Origin of the sequence: Halomonas sp. AOP12-B1-6, from assembly GCF_052379225.1 — a bacterium.
In the GTDB taxonomy this organism is placed as follows: domain Bacteria; phylum Pseudomonadota; class Gammaproteobacteria; order Pseudomonadales; family Halomonadaceae; genus Vreelandella; species Vreelandella casei.
Window position 1 is genome coordinate 508,397 of the sequence record NZ_JBQSYK010000002.1, and the last position, 17,909, is coordinate 526,305.

The 17,909-nt window shown below is 54.1% G+C and carries 21 protein-coding genes; 15 read left to right on the forward strand and 6 right to left on the reverse strand.

Annotation, left to right across the window (positions count from 1 at the left end):
• Nucleotides 1-9: 9 nt before the first annotated feature.
• Together ACT3TR_RS07605 and mnhG are read left to right on the forward strand one after the other, a co-directional pair.
• A complete protein-coding gene (locus tag ACT3TR_RS07605; RefSeq protein WP_096277172.1) occupies nucleotides 10-288 on the forward strand; it encodes a K+/H+ antiporter subunit F in 279 nt (92 codons plus the stop codon).
• Complete coding sequence (gene mnhG / locus ACT3TR_RS07610; RefSeq protein WP_192535832.1) at nucleotides 285-662, forward strand: monovalent cation/H(+) antiporter subunit G; 378 nt, start codon at nucleotides 285-287, stop codon at nucleotides 660-662. The genes ACT3TR_RS07605 and mnhG overlap by 4 nt, the downstream gene beginning before the upstream one ends.
• Before the next feature lie 57 nt (nucleotides 663-719).
• On the opposite strand, the gene ribA is transcribed toward mnhG, so the two are convergent.
• Complete coding sequence (gene ribA / locus ACT3TR_RS07615) at nucleotides 720-1,355, reverse strand: GTP cyclohydrolase II (RefSeq protein WP_096277168.1); 636 nt, start codon at nucleotides 1,353-1,355, stop codon at nucleotides 720-722.
• Nucleotides 1,356-1,594: 239 nt separating this feature from the next.
• Between ribA and hemE the strand changes: the two genes are divergently transcribed.
• From hemE to ACT3TR_RS07645, 6 genes are all read left to right on the forward strand, one after another.
• On the forward strand, nucleotides 1,595-2,707 hold the full coding sequence (hemE, locus tag ACT3TR_RS07620) for a uroporphyrinogen decarboxylase (RefSeq protein WP_192535833.1): 1,113 nt from the start codon (nucleotides 1,595-1,597) through the stop codon (nucleotides 2,705-2,707).
• Nucleotides 2,707-3,573, forward strand: coding sequence for a polyamine aminopropyltransferase (speE, locus tag ACT3TR_RS07625; RefSeq protein ID WP_192535834.1), 867 nt, complete (start codon nucleotides 2,707-2,709; stop codon nucleotides 3,571-3,573). The genes hemE and speE overlap by 1 nt, the downstream gene beginning before the upstream one ends.
• A 247-nt stretch (nucleotides 3,574-3,820) precedes the next feature.
• A complete protein-coding gene (locus tag ACT3TR_RS07630) occupies nucleotides 3,821-4,846 on the forward strand; it encodes an amino acid ABC transporter substrate-binding protein (protein WP_096277163.1) in 1,026 nt (341 codons plus the stop codon).
• A 98-nt stretch (nucleotides 4,847-4,944) separates the two neighbouring features.
• Complete coding sequence (locus tag ACT3TR_RS07635) at nucleotides 4,945-6,135, forward strand: amino acid ABC transporter permease (RefSeq protein WP_192535835.1); 1,191 nt, start codon at nucleotides 4,945-4,947, stop codon at nucleotides 6,133-6,135.
• Between the two features lie 15 nt (nucleotides 6,136-6,150).
• Nucleotides 6,151-7,251, forward strand: coding sequence for an amino acid ABC transporter permease (locus ACT3TR_RS07640; RefSeq protein ID WP_192535836.1), 1,101 nt, complete (start codon nucleotides 6,151-6,153; stop codon nucleotides 7,249-7,251).
• A 71-nt stretch (nucleotides 7,252-7,322) separates the two neighbouring features.
• Nucleotides 7,323-8,084 (forward strand): amino acid ABC transporter ATP-binding protein, encoded by a 762-nt coding sequence (locus ACT3TR_RS07645; protein ID WP_273543214.1) that lies wholly within the window; start codon nucleotides 7,323-7,325, stop codon nucleotides 8,082-8,084.
• 42 nt (nucleotides 8,085-8,126) lie between these two features.
• Here ACT3TR_RS07645 and ACT3TR_RS07650 read toward each other — a convergent pair whose 3' ends face one another.
• Nucleotides 8,127-8,726 (reverse strand): histidine phosphatase family protein, encoded by a 600-nt coding sequence (locus ACT3TR_RS07650; protein WP_096277157.1) that lies wholly within the window; start codon nucleotides 8,724-8,726, stop codon nucleotides 8,127-8,129.
• 241 nt (nucleotides 8,727-8,967) lie between these two features.
• Here ACT3TR_RS07650 and phnD point away from each other — a divergent pair, with 241 nt between their 5' ends.
• From phnD to ACT3TR_RS07675, 5 genes are all read left to right on the forward strand, one after another.
• Nucleotides 8,968-9,960: a phosphate/phosphite/phosphonate ABC transporter substrate-binding protein gene (phnD, locus tag ACT3TR_RS07655; protein ID WP_192535837.1), complete on the forward strand. Its 993-nt coding sequence runs from the start codon at nucleotides 8,968-8,970 to the stop codon at nucleotides 9,958-9,960.
• Between the two features lie 57 nt (nucleotides 9,961-10,017).
• Complete coding sequence (gene phnC, locus ACT3TR_RS07660) at nucleotides 10,018-10,815, forward strand: phosphonate ABC transporter ATP-binding protein (RefSeq protein WP_096277153.1); 798 nt, start codon at nucleotides 10,018-10,020, stop codon at nucleotides 10,813-10,815.
• Nucleotides 10,802-11,614: a phosphonate ABC transporter, permease protein PhnE gene (gene phnE / locus ACT3TR_RS07665; RefSeq protein WP_096277151.1), complete on the forward strand. Its 813-nt coding sequence runs from the start codon at nucleotides 10,802-10,804 to the stop codon at nucleotides 11,612-11,614. Before phnC ends, phnE (ACT3TR_RS07665) begins: the two co-directional genes overlap by 14 nt.
• Nucleotides 11,608-12,417 (forward strand): phosphonate ABC transporter, permease protein PhnE, encoded by an 810-nt coding sequence (gene phnE, locus ACT3TR_RS07670; protein WP_096277150.1) that lies wholly within the window; start codon nucleotides 11,608-11,610, stop codon nucleotides 12,415-12,417. Before phnE (ACT3TR_RS07665) ends, phnE (ACT3TR_RS07670) begins: the two co-directional genes overlap by 7 nt.
• Nucleotides 12,418-12,497: 80 nt before the next feature.
• Nucleotides 12,498-12,926 carry a host attachment protein gene (locus ACT3TR_RS07675; protein WP_096277148.1) on the forward strand — a complete coding sequence of 143 codons (429 nt, stop codon included), beginning with the start codon at nucleotides 12,498-12,500 and terminating at the stop codon, nucleotides 12,924-12,926.
• Nucleotides 12,927-12,954: 28 nt separating this feature from the next.
• Here ACT3TR_RS07675 and ACT3TR_RS07680 read toward each other — a convergent pair whose 3' ends face one another.
• Nucleotides 12,955-13,881 (reverse strand): LysR family transcriptional regulator, encoded by a 927-nt coding sequence (locus ACT3TR_RS07680; protein WP_096277146.1) that lies wholly within the window; start codon nucleotides 13,879-13,881, stop codon nucleotides 12,955-12,957.
• Between the two features lie 166 nt (nucleotides 13,882-14,047).
• Between ACT3TR_RS07680 and ACT3TR_RS07685 the strand changes: the two genes are divergently transcribed.
• A complete protein-coding gene (locus ACT3TR_RS07685; RefSeq protein ID WP_192535838.1) occupies nucleotides 14,048-14,824 on the forward strand; it encodes a ferredoxin--NADP reductase in 777 nt (258 codons plus the stop codon).
• A 151-nt stretch (nucleotides 14,825-14,975) separates the two neighbouring features.
• On the opposite strand, the gene glnK is transcribed toward ACT3TR_RS07685, so the two are convergent.
• The 3 genes from glnK to ACT3TR_RS07700 all read right to left on the reverse strand — a co-directional run bounded on the left by glnK (nucleotide 14,976) and on the right by ACT3TR_RS07700 (nucleotide 17,127).
• The gene (gene glnK, locus ACT3TR_RS07690; protein WP_096277142.1) at nucleotides 14,976-15,314 is read right to left on the reverse strand and encodes a P-II family nitrogen regulator; all 339 of its coding nucleotides are present in this window, start codon (nucleotides 15,312-15,314) and stop codon (nucleotides 14,976-14,978) included.
• A 182-nt stretch (nucleotides 15,315-15,496) separates the two neighbouring features.
• Nucleotides 15,497-16,744, reverse strand: a complete 1,248-nt coding sequence (locus ACT3TR_RS07695; protein ID WP_192535839.1) for an ammonium transporter — start codon at nucleotides 16,742-16,744, stop codon at nucleotides 15,497-15,499.
• A gap of 44 nt (nucleotides 16,745-16,788) precedes the next feature.
• Nucleotides 16,789-17,127, reverse strand: a complete 339-nt coding sequence (locus ACT3TR_RS07700) for a P-II family nitrogen regulator (RefSeq protein ID WP_096277138.1) — start codon at nucleotides 17,125-17,127, stop codon at nucleotides 16,789-16,791.
• A 347-nt stretch (nucleotides 17,128-17,474) separates the two neighbouring features.
• Between ACT3TR_RS07700 and ACT3TR_RS07705 the strand changes: the two genes are divergently transcribed.
• On the forward strand, nucleotides 17,475-17,819 hold the full coding sequence (locus tag ACT3TR_RS07705) for an accessory factor UbiK family protein (protein ID WP_192535840.1): 345 nt from the start codon (nucleotides 17,475-17,477) through the stop codon (nucleotides 17,817-17,819).
• Nucleotides 17,820-17,909 lie beyond the last annotated feature (90 nt).

Consider the following 17,909-nt stretch of genomic DNA (forward strand, 5'->3'; position numbering starts at 1 on the left):
CGCGCGCCAATGACGGCCCTTTTATCGTTAGCCATCAACTTCACACTGGTGTGTATCCTGCTGGCGATGCTGCTGTGCGTCGTGCGCCTGCTGCTTGGCCCCACCGCGCAAGACCGAGTGCTCGCACTGGACACGCTATGGATGTGCGCAATGCTGCTCGCGTTAGCGCTAGGCCTGCGTTTTGGTAATCTGATTTATTTTGAAGCGGCCATGCTCATTGCATTGACGGGGTTTGTCTCGACGGTGGCACTCACGAAATTCTTAATGCGCGGCGAGGTGATCGAATGAGCCCTGACTTTGACAACCTACCCTTATGGGTCAGCCTGCCCGTCACTCTGCTGCTGGTGCTGGGCAGCCTAGTAGTACTAATTGGCGCGATAGGCCTGGTGCGTTTGCCGCACTTTTTTCAGCGTATCCATGGCCCGGCAATCACGGTCACTCTAGGTGCTGGCTGCATTTTAATCGCATCAATGCTTTTCTTTACCGCGCTGCAGTCGCGCTTAGTGATTCACGAGCTACTCATCACCGCGTTCATTTTGCTCACAGCGCCTGTCGTGGCAATGCTGATTATGCGCACGGCGGTCTATCGAGACCTTCGGGCGCGTCAGCGCGACGGGAAGACAGAATCAAACGAAGTTTATCCCTTCTCACCGGATGAGTAAGAAGGGCTAACGCCATAGCAATGGCGCCCCTTCTTTTAGTCTGGCACAGCCCTTCACTTAGCCCTTACGCTCAATATCCACATCGCTGGCGCGGGTAAAATCATCCAGGGCCATCATGTGGCCGAGTTTGCCCGCTTTGGTCGAAAGATAGTGTTCGTTATGGGGGTTTAAGCCGGTCGTGATGGGCAGGCGCTCCACTACGTTGACACCGTCGCGGGTGAGCGCTTCCACCTTGCGCGGATTGTTAGTCATTAGGCGTAGCGATGTAATACCTAAGTGATTGAGCATGGGTACGCATAAATCGTATCGGCGCATATCCGCACCAAAGCCAAGCTGTTCGTTGGCTTCGACCGTGTCAGCACCTTGGTCTTGCAGATTGTAAGCACGAATTTTGTTTAAAAGCCCAATGCCGCGTCCTTCTTGGCGCAGATAAAACAGTACACCGCGGCCCTCTTCAGCGATGCGTTTGAGCGCCTCCTGCAACTGATAGCCACAGTCGCAGCGCATTGAGAACAGCGCATCGCCGGTCAAACACTCAGAATGCACACGCCCAAGTACCGGCTCATCGCCGGTCACGTCACCCAGCGTTAGCGCGATATGATCTTTGCCAGTAGCCTCATCTTCGAAGCCATGCATAGTAAAAGTGGCCCAGGGCGTGGGCAGTCGGGAAGCGGCAATGAAGCGAATGGTCACAGGTTACCTCGTTGATTAACCAAACCAGTTAACCACACCAGTGTTGGCAAAGTAGGCAAGTATTCTATCAGGAAGCGGCGCCCGCCTCACGGTGGTTAGACGGCTAAATAGCGGAGAAAAATTGGCTGGGTGCGACGATTTTGCCACGCGGTTAGCCGCTCTCGCGCCTATCTTCAAGTACAACTTCAAGTACAATTACCCCCATACAATGCGGGCAAATTTCTTAAGAGCAAGTGTTTATGACGACTACACCGTTGAAAAATGATCGTTTTCTTCGCGCGCTGGCGCGTCAGCCCGTGGATCGCACGCCGGTATGGATGATGCGTCAGGCTGGCCGATATCTGCCAGAATATCGCGCCAGACGGGCCGATGCAGGCAGTTTTATGGACCTGTGCCGCAATCAAGACCTGGCCTGCGAAGTAACGCTCCAGCCGCTGGAACGCTATCCATTGGATGCGGCTATCCTGTTTTCGGATATTTTAACCATTCCGGATGCGATGGGGCTTGGCCTGTACTTTGAAACTGGCGAAGGCCCTAAATTTCGTAAAACGGTACGCACGCAGGCAGACGTTGACGCGCTGGGCGTGCCCGATGCCGAGCGCGACCTGGATTACGTGATGCGCGCGGTGTCGACTATTCGCCACGAGCTGAACGGGCGCATGCCGCTGATCGGGTTCTCTGGCAGCCCCTGGACACTGGCGACTTACATGGTGGAAGGCAGCTCTAGCAAAGATTTCCGCCACTTGAAAACCATGCTCTATGACACGCCAGACACTCTGCACCAGCTGCTGGATACGCTGGCGCAGTCGGTGACCGACTATCTGAATGCGCAGATTCGTGCGGGTGCCCAGGCGGTGCAGATTTTTGATACCTGGGGTGGCGCGCTTTCAACACCTGCCTACCTTGAGTTTTCGCTGCGCTATATGAAGCAGATCGTGGCGGGGCTGATCCGCGAACACGACGGACGCCGCGTGCCGGTGATTCTGTTCACCAAAAACGGCGGCCAATGGCTGGAGCACATCGCCGATGCCGGTGCCGATGCGCTGGGTATCGACTGGTCCACCGAGCTTTCCGATGCTCGCGCTCGCGTTGGTCATAAAGTCGCGCTACAAGGCAACCTGGACCCCAACGTGCTGTTTGCCCGCCCCTCGGCAATTCGCACAGAGGTTGCTCGCGTGCTTGAAAGCTACGGCCATGGCCCTGGCCACGTGTTTAACCTGGGCCACGGCATCAGCCAATTTACGCATCCGGACAACGTCACCGCCTTCATGGAGGCGCTGCACGAGCTAAGTCCGCAGTATCACCAGGACATTTCGACCCCATCCAGCCTCACGCACCCAGGAGCCAATTGATGAGCGAATTACGCGACGACCAGTGGTTTACCGAAGTCTTTGATAGCCACGGCAGCGCTTTCTCACTGAAGATTTCTGAAAAGCTGCTGGATGTACAGAGCCCGTACCAACACTTGGAAGTCTACGCCACCGAGACCTACGGCAACTTAATGGTGCTGGATGGCTGCGTGATGCTGACGGATCGCGATAATTTTCTTTATCACGAGATGATTGCGCACCCGGCGCTGTTTACCCATCAAGATCCTAAGCGTGTAGTGATTATTGGCGGTGGCGACTGCGGCACCTTAAAAGAAGTGCTGCGCCACCCTGGCGTTGAAAAGGTCACCCAGATCGATATCGATGAAGAGGTTACCAAAGCATCACAACGCTTCTTCCCATCGCTGGTGGCGTCGAATAACGACCCGCGGGCCGAGCTGCTGTTCGCCGATGGCGTGAAGTGGGTCGACGATGCACCGGATGAGAGCATCGACGTGTTAATTATCGACTCCACCGACCCGGTTGGCCCCGCCGAAGGGCTGTTTAAAACTGACTTCCTAAAGCGCTGTCACCGCATTTTGAAAAGTGGCGGCGTAATGGTGCAACAGAGCGAGTCGCCGCTTTATCACAGCGGGTCGATCATTCGCGAACTGCGCCACGATATGCAAGAAGCCGGATTTGATAGCGTTGCTACGCTGCCCTTCCCGCAGCCGGTGTATCCCTCAGGCTGGTGGAGCGTGACGCTGGCCGGTAAATCGATCGACGTTAATACGTTCCGTGAACAGGACGCCGCAAGTCACGGCCTTCCGCTGGAGTATTACAGCGTTGATGCCCACCGTGGCGCGCTGGTGCTGCCTCCGTTTATGCGCAAGGCATTCGCGGCCGAGTAAGCAGCAGCTCTCCTAGCTCCCCGTTAGATCACTACCCACCTGGTTCTGCCCTAGTAAGGTGCAAAAACAGGTGGGCAGTCTCATTTTTTTGCACCTAGACGTTCGTCTCGAATCCGTTGAGTAGCGTTGAAAAGCGCTGAATTAGCCCCTGTACCCTTGTTGGCATCTTACTTGCTAGGTTTAGTTACATGCTCCGGCATGCGTGATTCTGGGAATTCAGGATTCTAATTGATTCAAGGGGAACTACATGTTGAACAAAAAACACCTCGTGCTACTAGCGTCTGCTGGCTCAATGACGTTAGCGGGAATAGCAACGGCTCAAGCAGACGTCTTAGAAGATACCATCGAGCGCGGGGCCGTTCAGTGTGGCGTGAGTGACGGCCTGCCTGGCTTTTCAGCACCGGATGGCGACGGTAACTGGCAAGGCCTGGACGTTGATGTATGCCGCGCAGTCGCCGCAGCGGTTCTCGGCGATGCTGACGCAGTGAACTATATCTCCCTTAACGCCGTTGAGCGCTTTACCGCTCTTCAGTCGGGCGAAGTGGATGTCCTTTCGCGCAACACCACCTGGACCACTACTCGGGATACCACCCTGGGCCTAAATTTCGCAGGGGTTAACTTCTACGACGGTATCGGCTTCATGGTTAGCCGCGACCTTGGCATTAACGGTGCAATGGAACTTGATGGCGCGGCTATCTGCATCCAAACGGGCACCACTACCGAGTTGAACGTGGCCGATTACTTCCGCGCCAACGATATGGAATTTGACCCCATCGTTTTCGATACGTCTGAGCAAACCGTTGGCGGCTTCCAGGCCGGGCGCTGCGATGTATTGACCTCCGACACCTCCCAGTTAGCAGCGCTGCGTATCCAGCTGGATGACCCCGAAGGCGCGGTCATTCTGCCTGAGATTATTTCCAAAGAGCCGCTTGGCCCCGTCGTGCGTCAAGGTGATGACACGTGGTTTAACATCGTTAAGTGGTCGCTGTTCGCGATGATTAACGCCGAAGAATATGGCGTGACCAGCGAAAATGCTGAGGAAATGCTCAACTCTGAAAATCCGGACGTGGCTCGCCTGCTCGGCCAAGACGGTAACTATGGCGAAGGCATGGGCTTAGAGGCTGACTGGGCTTACAACATTATCAGCCAGGTCGGTAACTACGCTGAAAGCTTTGAACGTAACGTAGGCATGGGCTCTCCGCTTGAAATTGAGCGCGGTGTGAACGCTCTTTGGAACGCCGGTGGCTTCCAGTACGCTCCTCCGATTCGCTAAGCGTCTCGCTTGACCCTGGCCCGCCGACTTTTCCAATCTCCATTTCAAGGAATGGGCGGGCCATCTGATTGACCTTCCGTGTAGCGGAGACGCCATCCATGTCGGTAAGACCCAACATTCGCCCCGTCGGCCACAAGCCGCCGTTTTGGCGAGATCGCGCGAAGCGCGCGCTTATTTTCCAAATCATTTTGGTCGCCGTTGTCGCGGCTTTTCTGGCCTACATCATCCACAATACCCAAGCCAACTTAAATGCTCGGGGCATTACCACCGGCTTTGGATTTTTGAGTAACACGGCGGGCTTCGGCATTGTTCAAAGCCTGATCGATTACTCCTCGCAAAGCTCCTACGGCCGCACCTTCGTGGTTGGCTTGATCAATACGCTGCTGGTCGGCGGGCTGGGCGTCATCGCCGCGTCCATTATTGGCTTTACCGTCGGCATAGCGCGATTGTCACCCAACTGGCTGATCGCACGTTTAGCCAACGCCTATATCGAAACGTTTCGAAACATTCCCGTGCTGCTGCAGATCTTTTTCTGGTATTTCGCGGTACTGCGCACGCTGCCCGGCGCCCGAGATAGCATGGCCTTTGGTGAAGCGTTTTTTCTGAATGTTCGCGGGCTTTATCTACCCCAGCCGCTGTTTGAATCCGGTTTTGGGCTGATTCCCGCTACGTTTGTACTCGCGATCATTGCCAGCATCGCACTGATTATTTGGAACAAGCGCCGTCATGAAGCCACCGGAAAACGCCTGCCCGCCGGTTTGATATCGCTGGTAATCATTTTTGGCCTGCCGCTGCTGGTGCTCATCGCCACCGGCGTGCCGGTCACCTGGGAAATGCCTGAACTGCGCGGCTTTAATTTCCGAGGCGGCATTACCATCATTCCCGAGTTCCTGGCACTGTGGCTGGCACTGTCTATCTATACCGCATCGTTTATCGCTGAAATTGTGCGCTCAGGTATCCAGGCTATTCCCCATGGACAGACGGAAGCGGCACAGGCACTGAGCTTGCCGCGCAAATTGGTATTACGTCTGGTGGTCATTCCACAGGCCATGCGCGTCATCATTCCGCCGCTCACTAGCCAATATCTCAACCTGATTAAGAACTCCTCACTGGCCACCGCCATCGGCTATCCCGACCTAGTGTCGGTATTTGCCGGCACTACGCTCAATCAGACCGGTCAGGCAATCGAAGTTATTGCCATGACCATGGCGGTTTATCTTGTCATCAGCTTGCTGGTGTCCATGTTCATGAACTGGTTCAACGCTCGCGTTGCGCTGGTTGAACGCTAGGCCGGAGGCGACACCATGATTCACAACAAAGACACCATCCCTCAGCGTCCGGCGCCTAAAGGCACGATTGGCCCGATCGCCTGGCTGCGCGGCAACCTGTTCAATGGGCCCGTCAATAGCATCTTCACGCTCTTGGGGCTGTATGTGCTGTATCTATTGGTCATCCCAACGATTCAATGGGCCTTTATTGATGCTGACTGGGTGGGTTCCAGCCGCGAAGACTGCTCTCGAGCAGGCGCTTGCTGGGTATTCATTAACGCACGTTTTTCACAGTTCATGTACGGCCTATACCCCAGCAGCGAGTACTGGCGGCCCAATATTGTGTTTGCCATGTTTGCGGCCATTATTGCCTGGATGGTCATTCCACGCCTGCCGTTTAAACGTTGGGTGGCGCTATTGGCTCTGCTGGTATTCCCGGTGATCGCCTACGTGCTTCTACACGGCGGCTACTTTGACCTGCCGCGTGTTTCAACGCATCGCTGGGGCGGTCTGATGCTGACGCTGCTATTGGCCACCGTCGGCATGGTAGGGGCACTGCCTATTGGCATTGTATTAGCGCTCGGGCGACGCTCGAACATGCCTATCGTCAAAACGTTCTGCGTGATTTTTATCGAGTTTTGGCGCGGTGTTCCGCTCATCACCATTTTGTTTATGGCCTCGGTGATGCTGCCCCTGTTCCTACCTTCAGAAATTAGCGTGGATCGCCTTGTACGTGCCCTGATCGGCTTAACGCTGTTCCAGAGTGCCTATATGGCGGAAGTTATTCGCGGCGGCCTACAGGCCATCCCCAAAGGCCAGGACGAGGCCGCAGCGGCGTTAGGTATGACCTATTGGAAACGTATGGGCCTGATCGTCATGCCTCAGGCGTTAAAAATGATGATCCCCGGCATCGTTAATACGTTTATCTCACTGTTTAAAGACACCACTTTGGTCATGATCATCGGGTTGTTTGACCTGCTGGGCATCGTGCAAGCGGCGCTTTCCGACTCGAACTGGCTGGGCTTCTCGCTCGAGGGCTATGTCTTTGCCGCATTCGTGTTCTGGATTTTCTGTTTCAGCATGTCGCGCTATAGCCAGTACTTAGAGCGCAAGCTCAATACCGGCCATCAGCGCTAACGCCGCTTCCCACTTTTTTAACATCCGTTTTAGCATCTGTTTTAACACCCGATTTTGAGCAGGATGACAACATGACACAAGCAGCCACCAACGCTTCTGACCTGATGGTCGAGATGCGCAACGTCAACAAGTGGTACGGCGATTTCCACGTACTGCGTGATATCTATCTGGAAGTAAAACGCGGCGAGCGTATCGTGGTATGCGGCCCTTCGGGCTCAGGAAAATCAACGTTAATTCGCTGCATCAACCATCTTGAAGAGCATCAAAAAGGTGAAATCGTGGTGGGCGGCATACCGCTTACCCAGGATGTGAAACGCATCGAGCAGATTCGCCGCAGTGTCGGCATGGTATTCCAGCACTTCAATTTGTTCCCGCATCTAACGGTACTGGAAAACTGCTGTATCGCACCGATGTGGGTACAAAAGAAGCCGCGCAAAGAGGCCGAAGCACTGGCGATGGAGTACCTAGAGCGGGTGCGCATTGCCGAGCAGGCCACTAAGTATCCGGGACAGCTCTCAGGCGGCCAGCAGCAGCGTGTGGCGATTGCCCGCTCGCTGTGTATGCATCCCGACGTGATGCTGTTTGACGAGCCTACCTCTGCACTTGACCCTGAGATGATCAAGGAAGTACTCGACGTTATGGTCGAGCTTGCGGAAGAAGGTATGACCATGATCTGTGTTACTCACGAAATGGGCTTCGCCAAAAAAGTGGCTGACCGGGTGATCTTTATGGACCAAGGGCAAATTATAGAAGAGAACGCGCCTGAACCCTTTTTCAACAACCCCCAGTCAGAGCGGACCCAGCTGTTCTTAAGCCAGATTCTGGGCCACTAGCCAATTGGCGAATATGCATGCTTTTTGACGCCTATATTTCGCTCACTTATGCGCGCCTAGCGGCGTAATACTGGCTGGCATCAACGGCGTTTGCTGGCGATGCTGGCTCAGTGGCTTTTCAGCCAGTGCGGTCAATAGGATTTGCAACGGATCACCGTGGCTAACCAGCAAGATCGTTTCTCCGCTGACCTTTTGCTCCCACTCACGGATCACCGCCTGCATACGCTCGGCAACGCTGCTAACGGCTTCAATCTGGTGCTGTTGATGCTCGGCATCCTGAGCATCTAATGCCCATACGCGGGGATAATGCTCATCCCCCTGCCCGTCTAACTCACCGAAATGGCGTTCTCTTAAACGCGTATCCACGCTGAGGGCTAGTCCAAACGCAGCGGCCACGCGAGCAGCGGTCTGGGTAGTGCGTAGGAAATCAGAATGAATAACGCGCGTGGGCCTAGGCCACTGCCAGTCGACCACCACCTGGGCAAGCTGCTGCTCGCCATGTTCGGAAAGGCCAAAATCGGCGACCCCGCGCTCAGGCGAACTAATGATCAGCCCTTGCTGATTCGCCTGGCTATGACCGTGACGCATTAATAAATAGCGGTTACGCCAATGGTCTGAGAGTGACTGTAAAGTATTTGACATAAGTTCGTCTTAAACCCTAAATTGAAGGTGACTGTTTTCGGAAATAACCATTCTTCGTGCAAAATGTCCACTTACGAAACGTAGTTTGCGTCGTCTCTAGTGAAAACCACGAAGATTACAAAGCGAAATAACTACTCAGTTTTCAAAGACACGCTGCATTCAAAGACGCATCAAGCAGTAAAAGCAGCAAGGCTTTAATAAAACAGCAAGACACAAAAACAACGCACAAACGAGGCTTACCATGGCAACTTCGCTTTTCTGCAAGCGCCCGCTTGCAATGCTGACTGCGGCATCTCTGCTTCCATTCGCGCTGCTGTCTACCCACGCCTATGCGGAATGTGAGCGCGGTGATTTAGACGCCATTTATTGTGATGAAAATGGTGATATGGTCGCCGACCTACCCGCTGATGAGGCGGAATGGGCCAACCCAGATACGCTAATTTTTGCCTACACGCCGGTCGAAGACCCCGCTATCTATACCGATATCTGGCAGCCGTTCATTGATCATCTAGCAAAGGTCACCGAGCGCGACGTACGCTTTTTCGCGGTGCAGTCTAACGCTGCCCAGGTAGAGGCTATGCGCAGCGGCCGGCTACATATCGCCGGCTTCTCCACAGGCCCCACGCCTTTTGCAGTTAACCTAGCGGGTGCCGTTCCCTTCGCGCTGATGGGGTCAGATGACGGGCAGTTTGGCTACACGTTACAGCTGTTTACGCACGTGGACTCCGATATTCACGAGCTGGCAGATTTAAAAGGCAAGCGCGTCGCCCACACATCGCCAACGTCCAACTCGGGCAACTTAGCGCCCCGCGCACTGCTGCCTGAGCTTGGCATTACCCCGGATGAAGACTACGAAGTGGTCTATTCGGGAAGTCACGATCAGTCGATGCTCGGCGTTGTGGCGAAAGATTATGATGCCGCCCCCGTCGCCTCTGAAGTGGTTGATCGGATGGCCGCACGTGGCCTCTACGATGCCGACGACGTGCGCCTGATCTACGAGTCTGACCGCTTCCCCACCACCTCTTATAACTACGCTTATAACCTAGACCCCGCTTTAGTCGAAAAAATAGAAGAAGCTTTTTTCACCTTTGACTTTGCTGGCACCGAGCTTGGCGAAGAGTTCGAAGGCGTCGAGAAGTTTATTCCTATCAACTACAAAGACAACTGGCAGGTGATTCGCACCATCCAGGCAGCTAATAACGTGAGCTATACGCCCGAAAACCTGGAAGAGTAAAACGTAACGCACCGCTACTGGCGGTGCGGTTATTTTCTCGACGATGGAAGCGAACACATGCTGGAAATTACCAATCTGGTCAAACGTTATGGCCACGATGAAGCCGTACTTAAAGGGCTTGACCTAAAGGTAGAAGGAAACAGCGTTGTTTCTATTGTAGGCGCCTCAGGTGCAGGCAAAAGCACCATGCTGAGATGTATCAACCGTCTGGTCGAGCCGACCTCCGGCTCTATCAAACTCAACGGCACTGAGCTTGTGAATTTGAAAGGCGGCGATTTACGTCGCGCTCGGCGCAAGATTGGCATGGTGTTCCAAGGCTTTAACCTGTTAGATCGCTTAACCGTGATGGAAAACGTGCTGGCCGGCCGGCTAGGCTACGTCAATCTCTACCAGGCGATTTCACGTCGCTACCCGCAGGAAGACATTGAACGCGCGTTTGTGCTGATGGAGCGCGTCGGTATTGCCCATTACGCCAATAAGCGCGCTGATGAGCTTTCTGGTGGCGAGCGCCAGCGTGTCGGCGTGGTACGTGCGCTGATGCAAGAGCCTGAAGTCCTGCTGGCCGATGAGCCCACGGCCTCATTGGATCCGCGCACGTCTGAGCAGATTATGATCTTGCTGCAAAGTCTGGCCAGCGAGCTCTCACTGCCAGTGTTGATTAATATCCACAACGTCGCTCAGGCAAAAACCTACACCGAACGGATTGTCGGTTTACGCCACGGCAAAATGATTTTTGATGGCCTGCCCGCGGACTTCAATAAAGACGCCTTAGATGCCATCTACGGGGGCATTGAAGCGCCAGACGATGCCATCACGGATACGCCCGTCGAGGAGCGCTCCCATGACTCCGCCTGACGCTCATCCAGCGACACCCCGAATGTGGAAAAAGCCACCGTTTATCGCTAACCCTCTGCTGCGCTACGGGCTAATCATTGTCGCAGCGGTGTACTTGGTGTGGGCCTTTGGCTCGCTGCCATTCAACTGGGCGCGTATTTCTGAAGGCTTACCCCGCGCTGCGCGCATATTTAGCGGCGGCTTCCCTCCTAATCTTGAGCGCTATGGTCTGCTCATTACAGGGTTTAAGGAGAGCTTTCAAATCGCTATTTTGGCCACCCTGCTAGGGGTTTTTCTGTCGATTCCCTTTGCGGTGATGGCCGCACGCAATATCGCTCCGATGCCTATTTATATCATTGGAAGAGCGGTGATTATTATATCGCGCAGCTTTCATCCGGTGATTGTGGCGATCCTCTTTGTGGCCGCCGTTGGGTTTGGCCCGCTGGCAGGTATTCTCACGCTTACCCTCTACTCGATTGGCTTTGTAGGCAAACTGCTCGCTGAGGAAATCGAAGAGATTAACTGGGGCCAAGTGGAAGCCATGAAGGCCGCCGGGGCAGGCTATGTCGCCATTCTGTTCTATGCGGTATTCCCACAGATTCTGCCGCGCCAAGTGGGCCTTTCGATGTATCAACTCGACAGCAACTTGCGCGCCTCTGCGGTCGTAGGGATTGTCGGTGCTGGTGGCATTGGGGGCACGCTAATGAATGCCTTTGGACGCTACGACTACGATTTCGCCTTTGCGATTTTGCTCATTATCATCGCGGTCATTTTGCTCAGTGAAGGTGTCAGCGGCTGGGTAAGGAAAAAAATATGGTAGATCACGCACAGCAGCTTGCCGATCGCATTTGGCAACGCTATGACCGCAAACAGCGCCTTACTCGCTACGCCGTACTGCTCGCCACCGTCATGCTGGTGGTGTGGGCCGTGCGCGATATTGATATTTTCTGGCCCTGGGTATGGGACGCACCGAATCAAATCTCCAACCTGGGCGCGCGCATGTGGCCACCCAGTGCAGCGGGTTTCAACAGTATTATCGCAGCGCTGATCGAGACCGTGCATATCGCGACGCTGGCCACTTTCCTAACTATTTTTTTAGCGCTACCGGTGGCTTTCATTGCCGCTCAAAACACCACGCCAAACCGTGCGTGCCTATGGTTGGGGCGTTTCATACTCGTCTCCAGCCGCTCGGTGAATACCATCATCTGGGCGCTGCTGTTTGTGGCCATTTTTGGCCCCGGCGTGTTAGCGGGCATTCTCGCCATCGTGTTTCGCTCTATCGGTTTTATCGGCAAGTTGATGGGCGAAGCCATTGAGGAGATCGACCGCAAGCCGGTTGAAGCGATGGAAGCCACCGGCGCGTCCAAAGCCAAGGTGATTGCCTATGCGATTGTGCCGCAAGTCATGCCCGCCTTTTTTGCCATTGTGATACTGCGCTGGGACATCAACATCCGTGAATCGACGGTGTTGGGGCTTGTTGGTGCGGGTGGCATCGGGGTTATTTTGCAGGGCGCTATTGATACTTTCGCTTGGCCAACCGTGGCGACGATATTGATTGCGATCATCGTGTTGGTGCTGATTGGTGAGGCCATTACCAGCCTTCTACGTAGCAAGGTGCTGTAGAAGATTGTGCAAGCGTTTGACCTATCGTCAAACGCTTGCCATGGTTAAAGCACCATCAATGACCAGGAGGATGCACAGTGATGACAACCTATATTGTGGTAGCCGACGCCGCTCGCGCGCGTATCTTTACGCGTGATGCGCTGACGCTGGAGGAGCACGAAAGCCTGGTTCACGCACAAGGACGGCTGCACGAAGGAGATCTGGTCACCGATCGGCGAGGCGATGTGCACGACTCTACCTCCACCACGTCACGCTCAGCTGGAGAAGAAGGCTCGGCCTCCAAGCACGAAAACGAGCTCTTTGCGAAAGAGGTTGCCAACCGCCTTTATAACGCCCGTGTGGATAACAGCATGGAGAAGCTCATCTTGGTGGCACCGCCCAAATTCTTAGGCCTGCTACGCGACAAAATCGATGGCCCCACTCAGAAATTGGTCATTCACTCACTCTCGAAAGATCTTAGTAAAGCGTCACTTGAAGATATCCAGGCTGCCGTCAGCGATTTACGCTAAGCGAACAGTTAAGCAATCATTTAAACGATTAAGGAATCGGCGGCAGCGAGATATCGTCGCTGCGTTTGGCACCGGCCGTCATCTCACGGCAGAGACGTAGAAACTCGCGCACGCCCGTCGTGAGGTATTTATGCCGGTGCCAGATAAACGTGAATTGGCGCTTTAAATCCAACTCCGGCGTGGGCAGCGGTACTAAGCTGCCGCGCCTAAAGGCATCGCGTAGCGCTAGGCGCGAAACGCAGCCAATGCCTAAACCCGACTCCACGGCACGCTTAATACCCTCAGTATGTTCAAGTTCCAGCAGGGTATTGAACCGGCTGCGCCGATGGCGGGCGGCGTGCTCGAGCGTCATACGCGTGCCGGAGCCCTCTTCGCGCATGATCCAGTCCTCACGCAACAGTTGCTCAAGCTCAAGATGCTCCAGGCCTGCCAGCGGGTGGCGCGGCGAGCAAAAGACACACAGCTCGTCTTCTACCCACGGCTGGCTGATGATCATGTCATCGTCGCACTGCCCCTCAATCAGCCCTAAATCCAGCGAGTGCTGGCGCACGCCTTCGATAATATGGCGGGTATTGCGCACCGCCAGGCGAACGCGGCTGCCGGGATGGCGCTGCATAAAGTCGCTGATTAAAAGAGTGGCCAAATAGTTACCTATCGTCAGCGTGGCCCCCACATCCAGCGACCCCACACCCTGCTGCCCGCGTAGCAGCTCTTCTATCTCTTCCCCGCGGTCTAGCAACGCGACGGCCTTGGGCAATAGCTGAAACCCCAACGCGTTGAGCTTTAAGCGCTTACCCACTCGGTCCAGCAGCTGGCAGTCAAACTGGCGCTCAAGTTCAGCCAGCGATGTACTGGTCGCTGACTGCGACATCACAAGCGCCCGCGCCGCCTGGGAAACGCTTTCATGCTGAGCTACCGCCACAAATACTTCCAATTGACGCAGGGTGTAGTGCATAAATCCGGCCTATATCTATTTTAAAGATAAGAGTTATCAATATAATTCGCTTAACAGATATATCACTATTCACTTAGAATTACCGGCAACATATTTAATCATTTTTATTCTTTTTAAGAATAACGCTGCGGCAGTTTAGTCACCGCATCGGTTAATGGAGATTCGCATGAGCAAGTTTGCCCTAGAAGAAGTCCTCAGCGTTCACCACTGGAACGACACGCTATTTAGTTTTCGCACCACGCGTGAGCGCAGCCTTCGCTTCAAAACGGGTCAGTTTGTAATGATCGGTCTGGAAGTCAACGGCAAGCCGTTAATGCGTGCTTACTCGATTGCCAGCCCCAACTATGAAGACCACCTAGAGTTCTTCAGCATCAAGGTGCCCGATGGCCCGTTAACGTCACGCCTGCAGCACTTAAAAGTGGGCGACCAGATTATGGTTAGCCGCAAGCCTACTGGCACCCTGGTCTGCGACGACCTATTGCCGGGCCGCAATCTGTATATGCTTTCTACCGGTACGGGTCTCGCGCCCTTTATGAGCCTGATCCAAGACCCTGAGGTTTACGAGCGCTATGAAAAAGTAGTGCTGATCCACGGCGTGCGTGAAGTCTCTGAATTGGCCTATGCCGACTTCATCACCAAAGAGCTACCGGCCCACGAGTATCTGGGCGAGGATATTGCTAAAAAGCTGGTTTACTACCCCACCGTCACCCGTGAAGAGTTTCACACTATGGGGCGCCTGACCGACCACATCCGTTCGGGCAAGCTGTTTGAAGATACCGGCCTGCCGCCCATTGATCCGCGTCAAGACCGCGCGATGATCTGCGGCAGTCCTGCGATGTTAGACGACACCAGCGCCTTACTTGATGAGCTGGGGCTGAATATTTCGCCGCGCATGGGCGAACCCGGCGACTACGTGATCGAGCGTGCCTTTGTAGAAAAGTAATATGTTGGCAAGTGGTGAATAGTGAATAGAAATAATTCTTTACGTCATCACTACTAGCTCATCAGCATTACGACAAAGCCCCTGATGGAGATGCTCCACAGGGGCTTTGTGCTGCTTATCACTCACGATTTACAAAGTGCTACTCAATCGTTTAAACCGCGTCTTTGCCCGTTTCACCGGTACGAATGCGAATGACCTGCTCTAGCGGCATGACAAAGATTTTCCCATCACCAATTTTACCCGTATTAGCGACCTGGGTAATGGCGTCAATGACCTGTTCCGCCATATCGTCGTCCACCGCGACTTCCAGCTTCACTTTAGGTAGGAAATCCACCACATACTCAGCGCCGCGATAAAGCTCGGTGTGGCCTTTCTGACGGCCAAAGCCCTTAACTTCCGTCACCGTAATGCCCTGTACGCCGATCTCGGAGAGAGACTCGCGCACGTCGTCTAACTTAAATGGCTTGATAATAGCAGTGATCAATTTCATTACGAGAATCCTCTCTAACTAGGTGGCCGTGATGGGCTTTGCTGTGCGGCGGCGGATGGCCCGCTAACGACCAGCATACACCGCTATGGGAGGAGAATAAAAAAGCCTCCCCAAAAGGGGAGGCCATGAGAACAACACTTGCTCATTTAGGCGCCTTGGAATTGCTTTTTGGCGCCACCTAATTATTTTTTAACACTAAACTCTGGGTAAGCTTCGAGACCACACTCAGCGATATCGACACCCTCATACTCTTCTTCTTCACTAACGCGCACGCCCATGATCGCTTTGAGAATAAGCCATACCACCAGGCTAGCAAGGAAGACCCAAGCAAAGATGCCCACAATGCCAATGATCTGGGCACTAAAGGTTGCATCGGCGTTGTTCAGCGGCACTGCTAACACGCCCCAGATACCGACCACACCATGAACCGAGATAGCACCGACAGGATCATCCAACTTCAGCTTGTCTAGTGTCACGATGGCAGCGACAACGATGATGCCGCCTATCGCGCCAATCATCGCCGCGCTCAAAGCAGAAGGAGAAAGCGGATCGGCAGTAATCGCCACAAGGCCCGCCAATGCACCGTTTAACGCCATGGTGAGGTCCGCTTTACGGAACCACAGTTTAGCCAGAATAAGCGCGGCAATGACGCCACCCGCAGCGGCCGCATTCGTGTTCACGAACACCTGTGCCACGTTGTTAGCGGAACCGATATCCGACATTTTTAGCTCTGAGCCACCGTTAAAGCCAAACCAGCCCATCCACAGAATCAGTGTGCCTAGCGCCGCCAGCGGCATGTTGGCACCGGGAATCGCATGAATCGAACCATCTTTACCGTATTTACCTTTACGTGGTCCTAGCACCAAGACACCAGCCAGCGCAGCGGCGGCCCCTGCCATGTGCACAATGCCCGAACCGGCATAGTCAGAGTAGCCCGCTTCAGCTAACCAACCACCGCCCCATGTCCAGTAGCCAGATACTGGATAGATCACCGCGGTCATGACAACCGCAAAGGCCAGGAATGCCCACAGTTTCATGCGTTCAGCCACCGCACCAGACACAATCGACATGGCCGTTGCGACAAACACAACCTGGAAGAAGAAGTCGGCTCGCATGGAGTAATACGGTGCATCGTCGCCACCTGCAGTGACGGCATCAACGCTGTTTTCGGCACCAATCAAGAAGCCCAGGTTTGGCAGGAAGCCACCGGCAGAGCTTGAGTACATGATGAAGTAGCCAACCAGCAGGTACATGGTGCAGGCAATAGCAAACAGCGCGATGTTTTTGGTTAGAATTTCTGCCGTGTTTTTCGAACGCACCATGCCCGCTTCAAGCATGGAGAAACCAGCGGCCATCCACATGACAAGCACGCCGCAAATTAAGAAGTAAAACGTATCGAGTGCGTAGCTAAGATCAGCCAATTCATTCATTGTTAGTTCCCCGTTGAACTAAAAAAGTACCTTGTGAGTGCGGTTTAAACGGCGTCTGCGCCGCGTTCACCGGTACGAATACGGATCACGTCTTCTAGCGGCGTCACAAAGACTTTGCCGTCGCCAATCTTGCCGCTGTTAGCAGCGTTACAGATCGCATCCAGTACGCCCTCTAAGCGATCATCGTCTACGGCCACTTCCACTTTCACTTTGGGTAAAAAGTCGACCACATACTCGGCACCGCGATACAGTTCGGTATGACCTTTCTGACGACCAAAGCCTTTTACTTCGGTAACGGTAATGCCCTGCACGCCGTTATCGGCGAGTGCTTCACGAACGTCGTCGAGCTTGAATGGCTTGATGATAGCGGTGATGAGTTTCATCCCGGATCTCCCCTGCTGGATAAGTCCTGCTAGATTAGTAGCGGCGCAGCCGCCAGAATAAGCACCTGAACCGTTAATGCGCATACTGTGCCAGCTGAATTTTTTTTATTTATAATCAGTCAATTAAAGCAATAAACAATGGTTTTAAATGACCGATTTTGCGTAAAACCATTACCGCAATAGGCCTAGCGCACCAAAAAAGAGCGTAAGCAAACATTGCCTGCCCTATTTAGATGCAAATCACCTACAAGACAGTAAACGCACGCGGCACATGCGAATTCGCCCACTGTTGCGTATCCTTACCGGTAAGCAATTACCTTTTATGTATGACTCATTAGGAGAGAGCCATGGCGCCTCAAGACCGTATTAGCCGACTGGCCCAGCAGATTGGCGACCGCTTACAGAACGCATCTCAAGCCCCGGAAGATATTCAAAAAGGCGTACAGCAAGTGGTTCGCAGCGCGTTTGATCGCCTGGAGCTGGTCTCACGCGAAGATTTCGATATTTTGATGGATGTCGTGCAGCGCACACGGACGCGTGTCGAAGCGCTGGAACGCCAGGTGGCAAACTTGGAAGCGGTGATTGAAACGCAGCAAGCCGCAGCGCCGTCACCCACGGCGCCTGTACAAGCGTCAGAACATTCTTCACAAGACGCGGCGGCCGTGAAAAAGCCTGCCGCTGGCGACGCGTAACACGACGATAAGTAATCCGTTGAGCGGCGGTCTGATGGCCGCCGCACAGCTCAACAACAGCAGAGGCTAGTAACATCTGCTAATTTCCAA

Coding starts and splice junctions, on each gene's coding strand:
- ACT3TR_RS07605 (WP_096277172.1), top strand. CDS start 10: ATGACGGCCCTTTTATCGTTAGCCATCAACTTCACACTGGTGTGTATC.
- mnhG (WP_192535832.1), top strand. CDS start 285: ATGAGCCCTGACTTTGACAACCTACCCTTATGGGTCAGCCTGCCCGTC.
- hemE (WP_192535833.1), top strand. CDS start 1,595: ATGACGACTACACCGTTGAAAAATGATCGTTTTCTTCGCGCGCTGGCG.
- speE (WP_192535834.1), top strand. CDS start 2,707: ATGAGCGAATTACGCGACGACCAGTGGTTTACCGAAGTCTTTGATAGC.
- ACT3TR_RS07630 (WP_096277163.1), top strand. CDS start 3,821: ATGTTGAACAAAAAACACCTCGTGCTACTAGCGTCTGCTGGCTCAATG.
- ACT3TR_RS07635 (WP_192535835.1), top strand. CDS start 4,945: ATGTCGGTAAGACCCAACATTCGCCCCGTCGGCCACAAGCCGCCGTTT.
- ACT3TR_RS07640 (WP_192535836.1), top strand. CDS start 6,151: ATGATTCACAACAAAGACACCATCCCTCAGCGTCCGGCGCCTAAAGGC.
- ACT3TR_RS07645 (WP_273543214.1), top strand. CDS start 7,323: ATGACACAAGCAGCCACCAACGCTTCTGACCTGATGGTCGAGATGCGC.
- ACT3TR_RS07650 (WP_096277157.1), bottom strand. CDS start 8,726: ATGTCAAATACTTTACAGTCACTCTCAGACCATTGGCGTAACCGCTAT.
- phnD (WP_192535837.1), top strand. CDS start 8,968: ATGGCAACTTCGCTTTTCTGCAAGCGCCCGCTTGCAATGCTGACTGCG.
- phnC (WP_096277153.1), top strand. CDS start 10,018: ATGCTGGAAATTACCAATCTGGTCAAACGTTATGGCCACGATGAAGCC.
- phnE (WP_096277151.1), top strand. CDS start 10,802: ATGACTCCGCCTGACGCTCATCCAGCGACACCCCGAATGTGGAAAAAG.
- phnE (WP_096277150.1), top strand. CDS start 11,608: ATGGTAGATCACGCACAGCAGCTTGCCGATCGCATTTGGCAACGCTAT.
- ACT3TR_RS07675 (WP_096277148.1), top strand. CDS start 12,498: ATGACAACCTATATTGTGGTAGCCGACGCCGCTCGCGCGCGTATCTTT.
- ACT3TR_RS07680 (WP_096277146.1), bottom strand. CDS start 13,881: ATGCACTACACCCTGCGTCAATTGGAAGTATTTGTGGCGGTAGCTCAG.
- ACT3TR_RS07685 (WP_192535838.1), top strand. CDS start 14,048: ATGAGCAAGTTTGCCCTAGAAGAAGTCCTCAGCGTTCACCACTGGAAC.
- glnK (WP_096277142.1), bottom strand. CDS start 15,314: ATGAAATTGATCACTGCTATTATCAAGCCATTTAAGTTAGACGACGTG.
- ACT3TR_RS07695 (WP_192535839.1), bottom strand. CDS start 16,744: ATGAATGAATTGGCTGATCTTAGCTACGCACTCGATACGTTTTACTTC.
- ACT3TR_RS07700 (WP_096277138.1), bottom strand. CDS start 17,127: ATGAAACTCATCACCGCTATCATCAAGCCATTCAAGCTCGACGACGTT.
- ACT3TR_RS07705 (WP_192535840.1), top strand. CDS start 17,475: ATGGCGCCTCAAGACCGTATTAGCCGACTGGCCCAGCAGATTGGCGAC.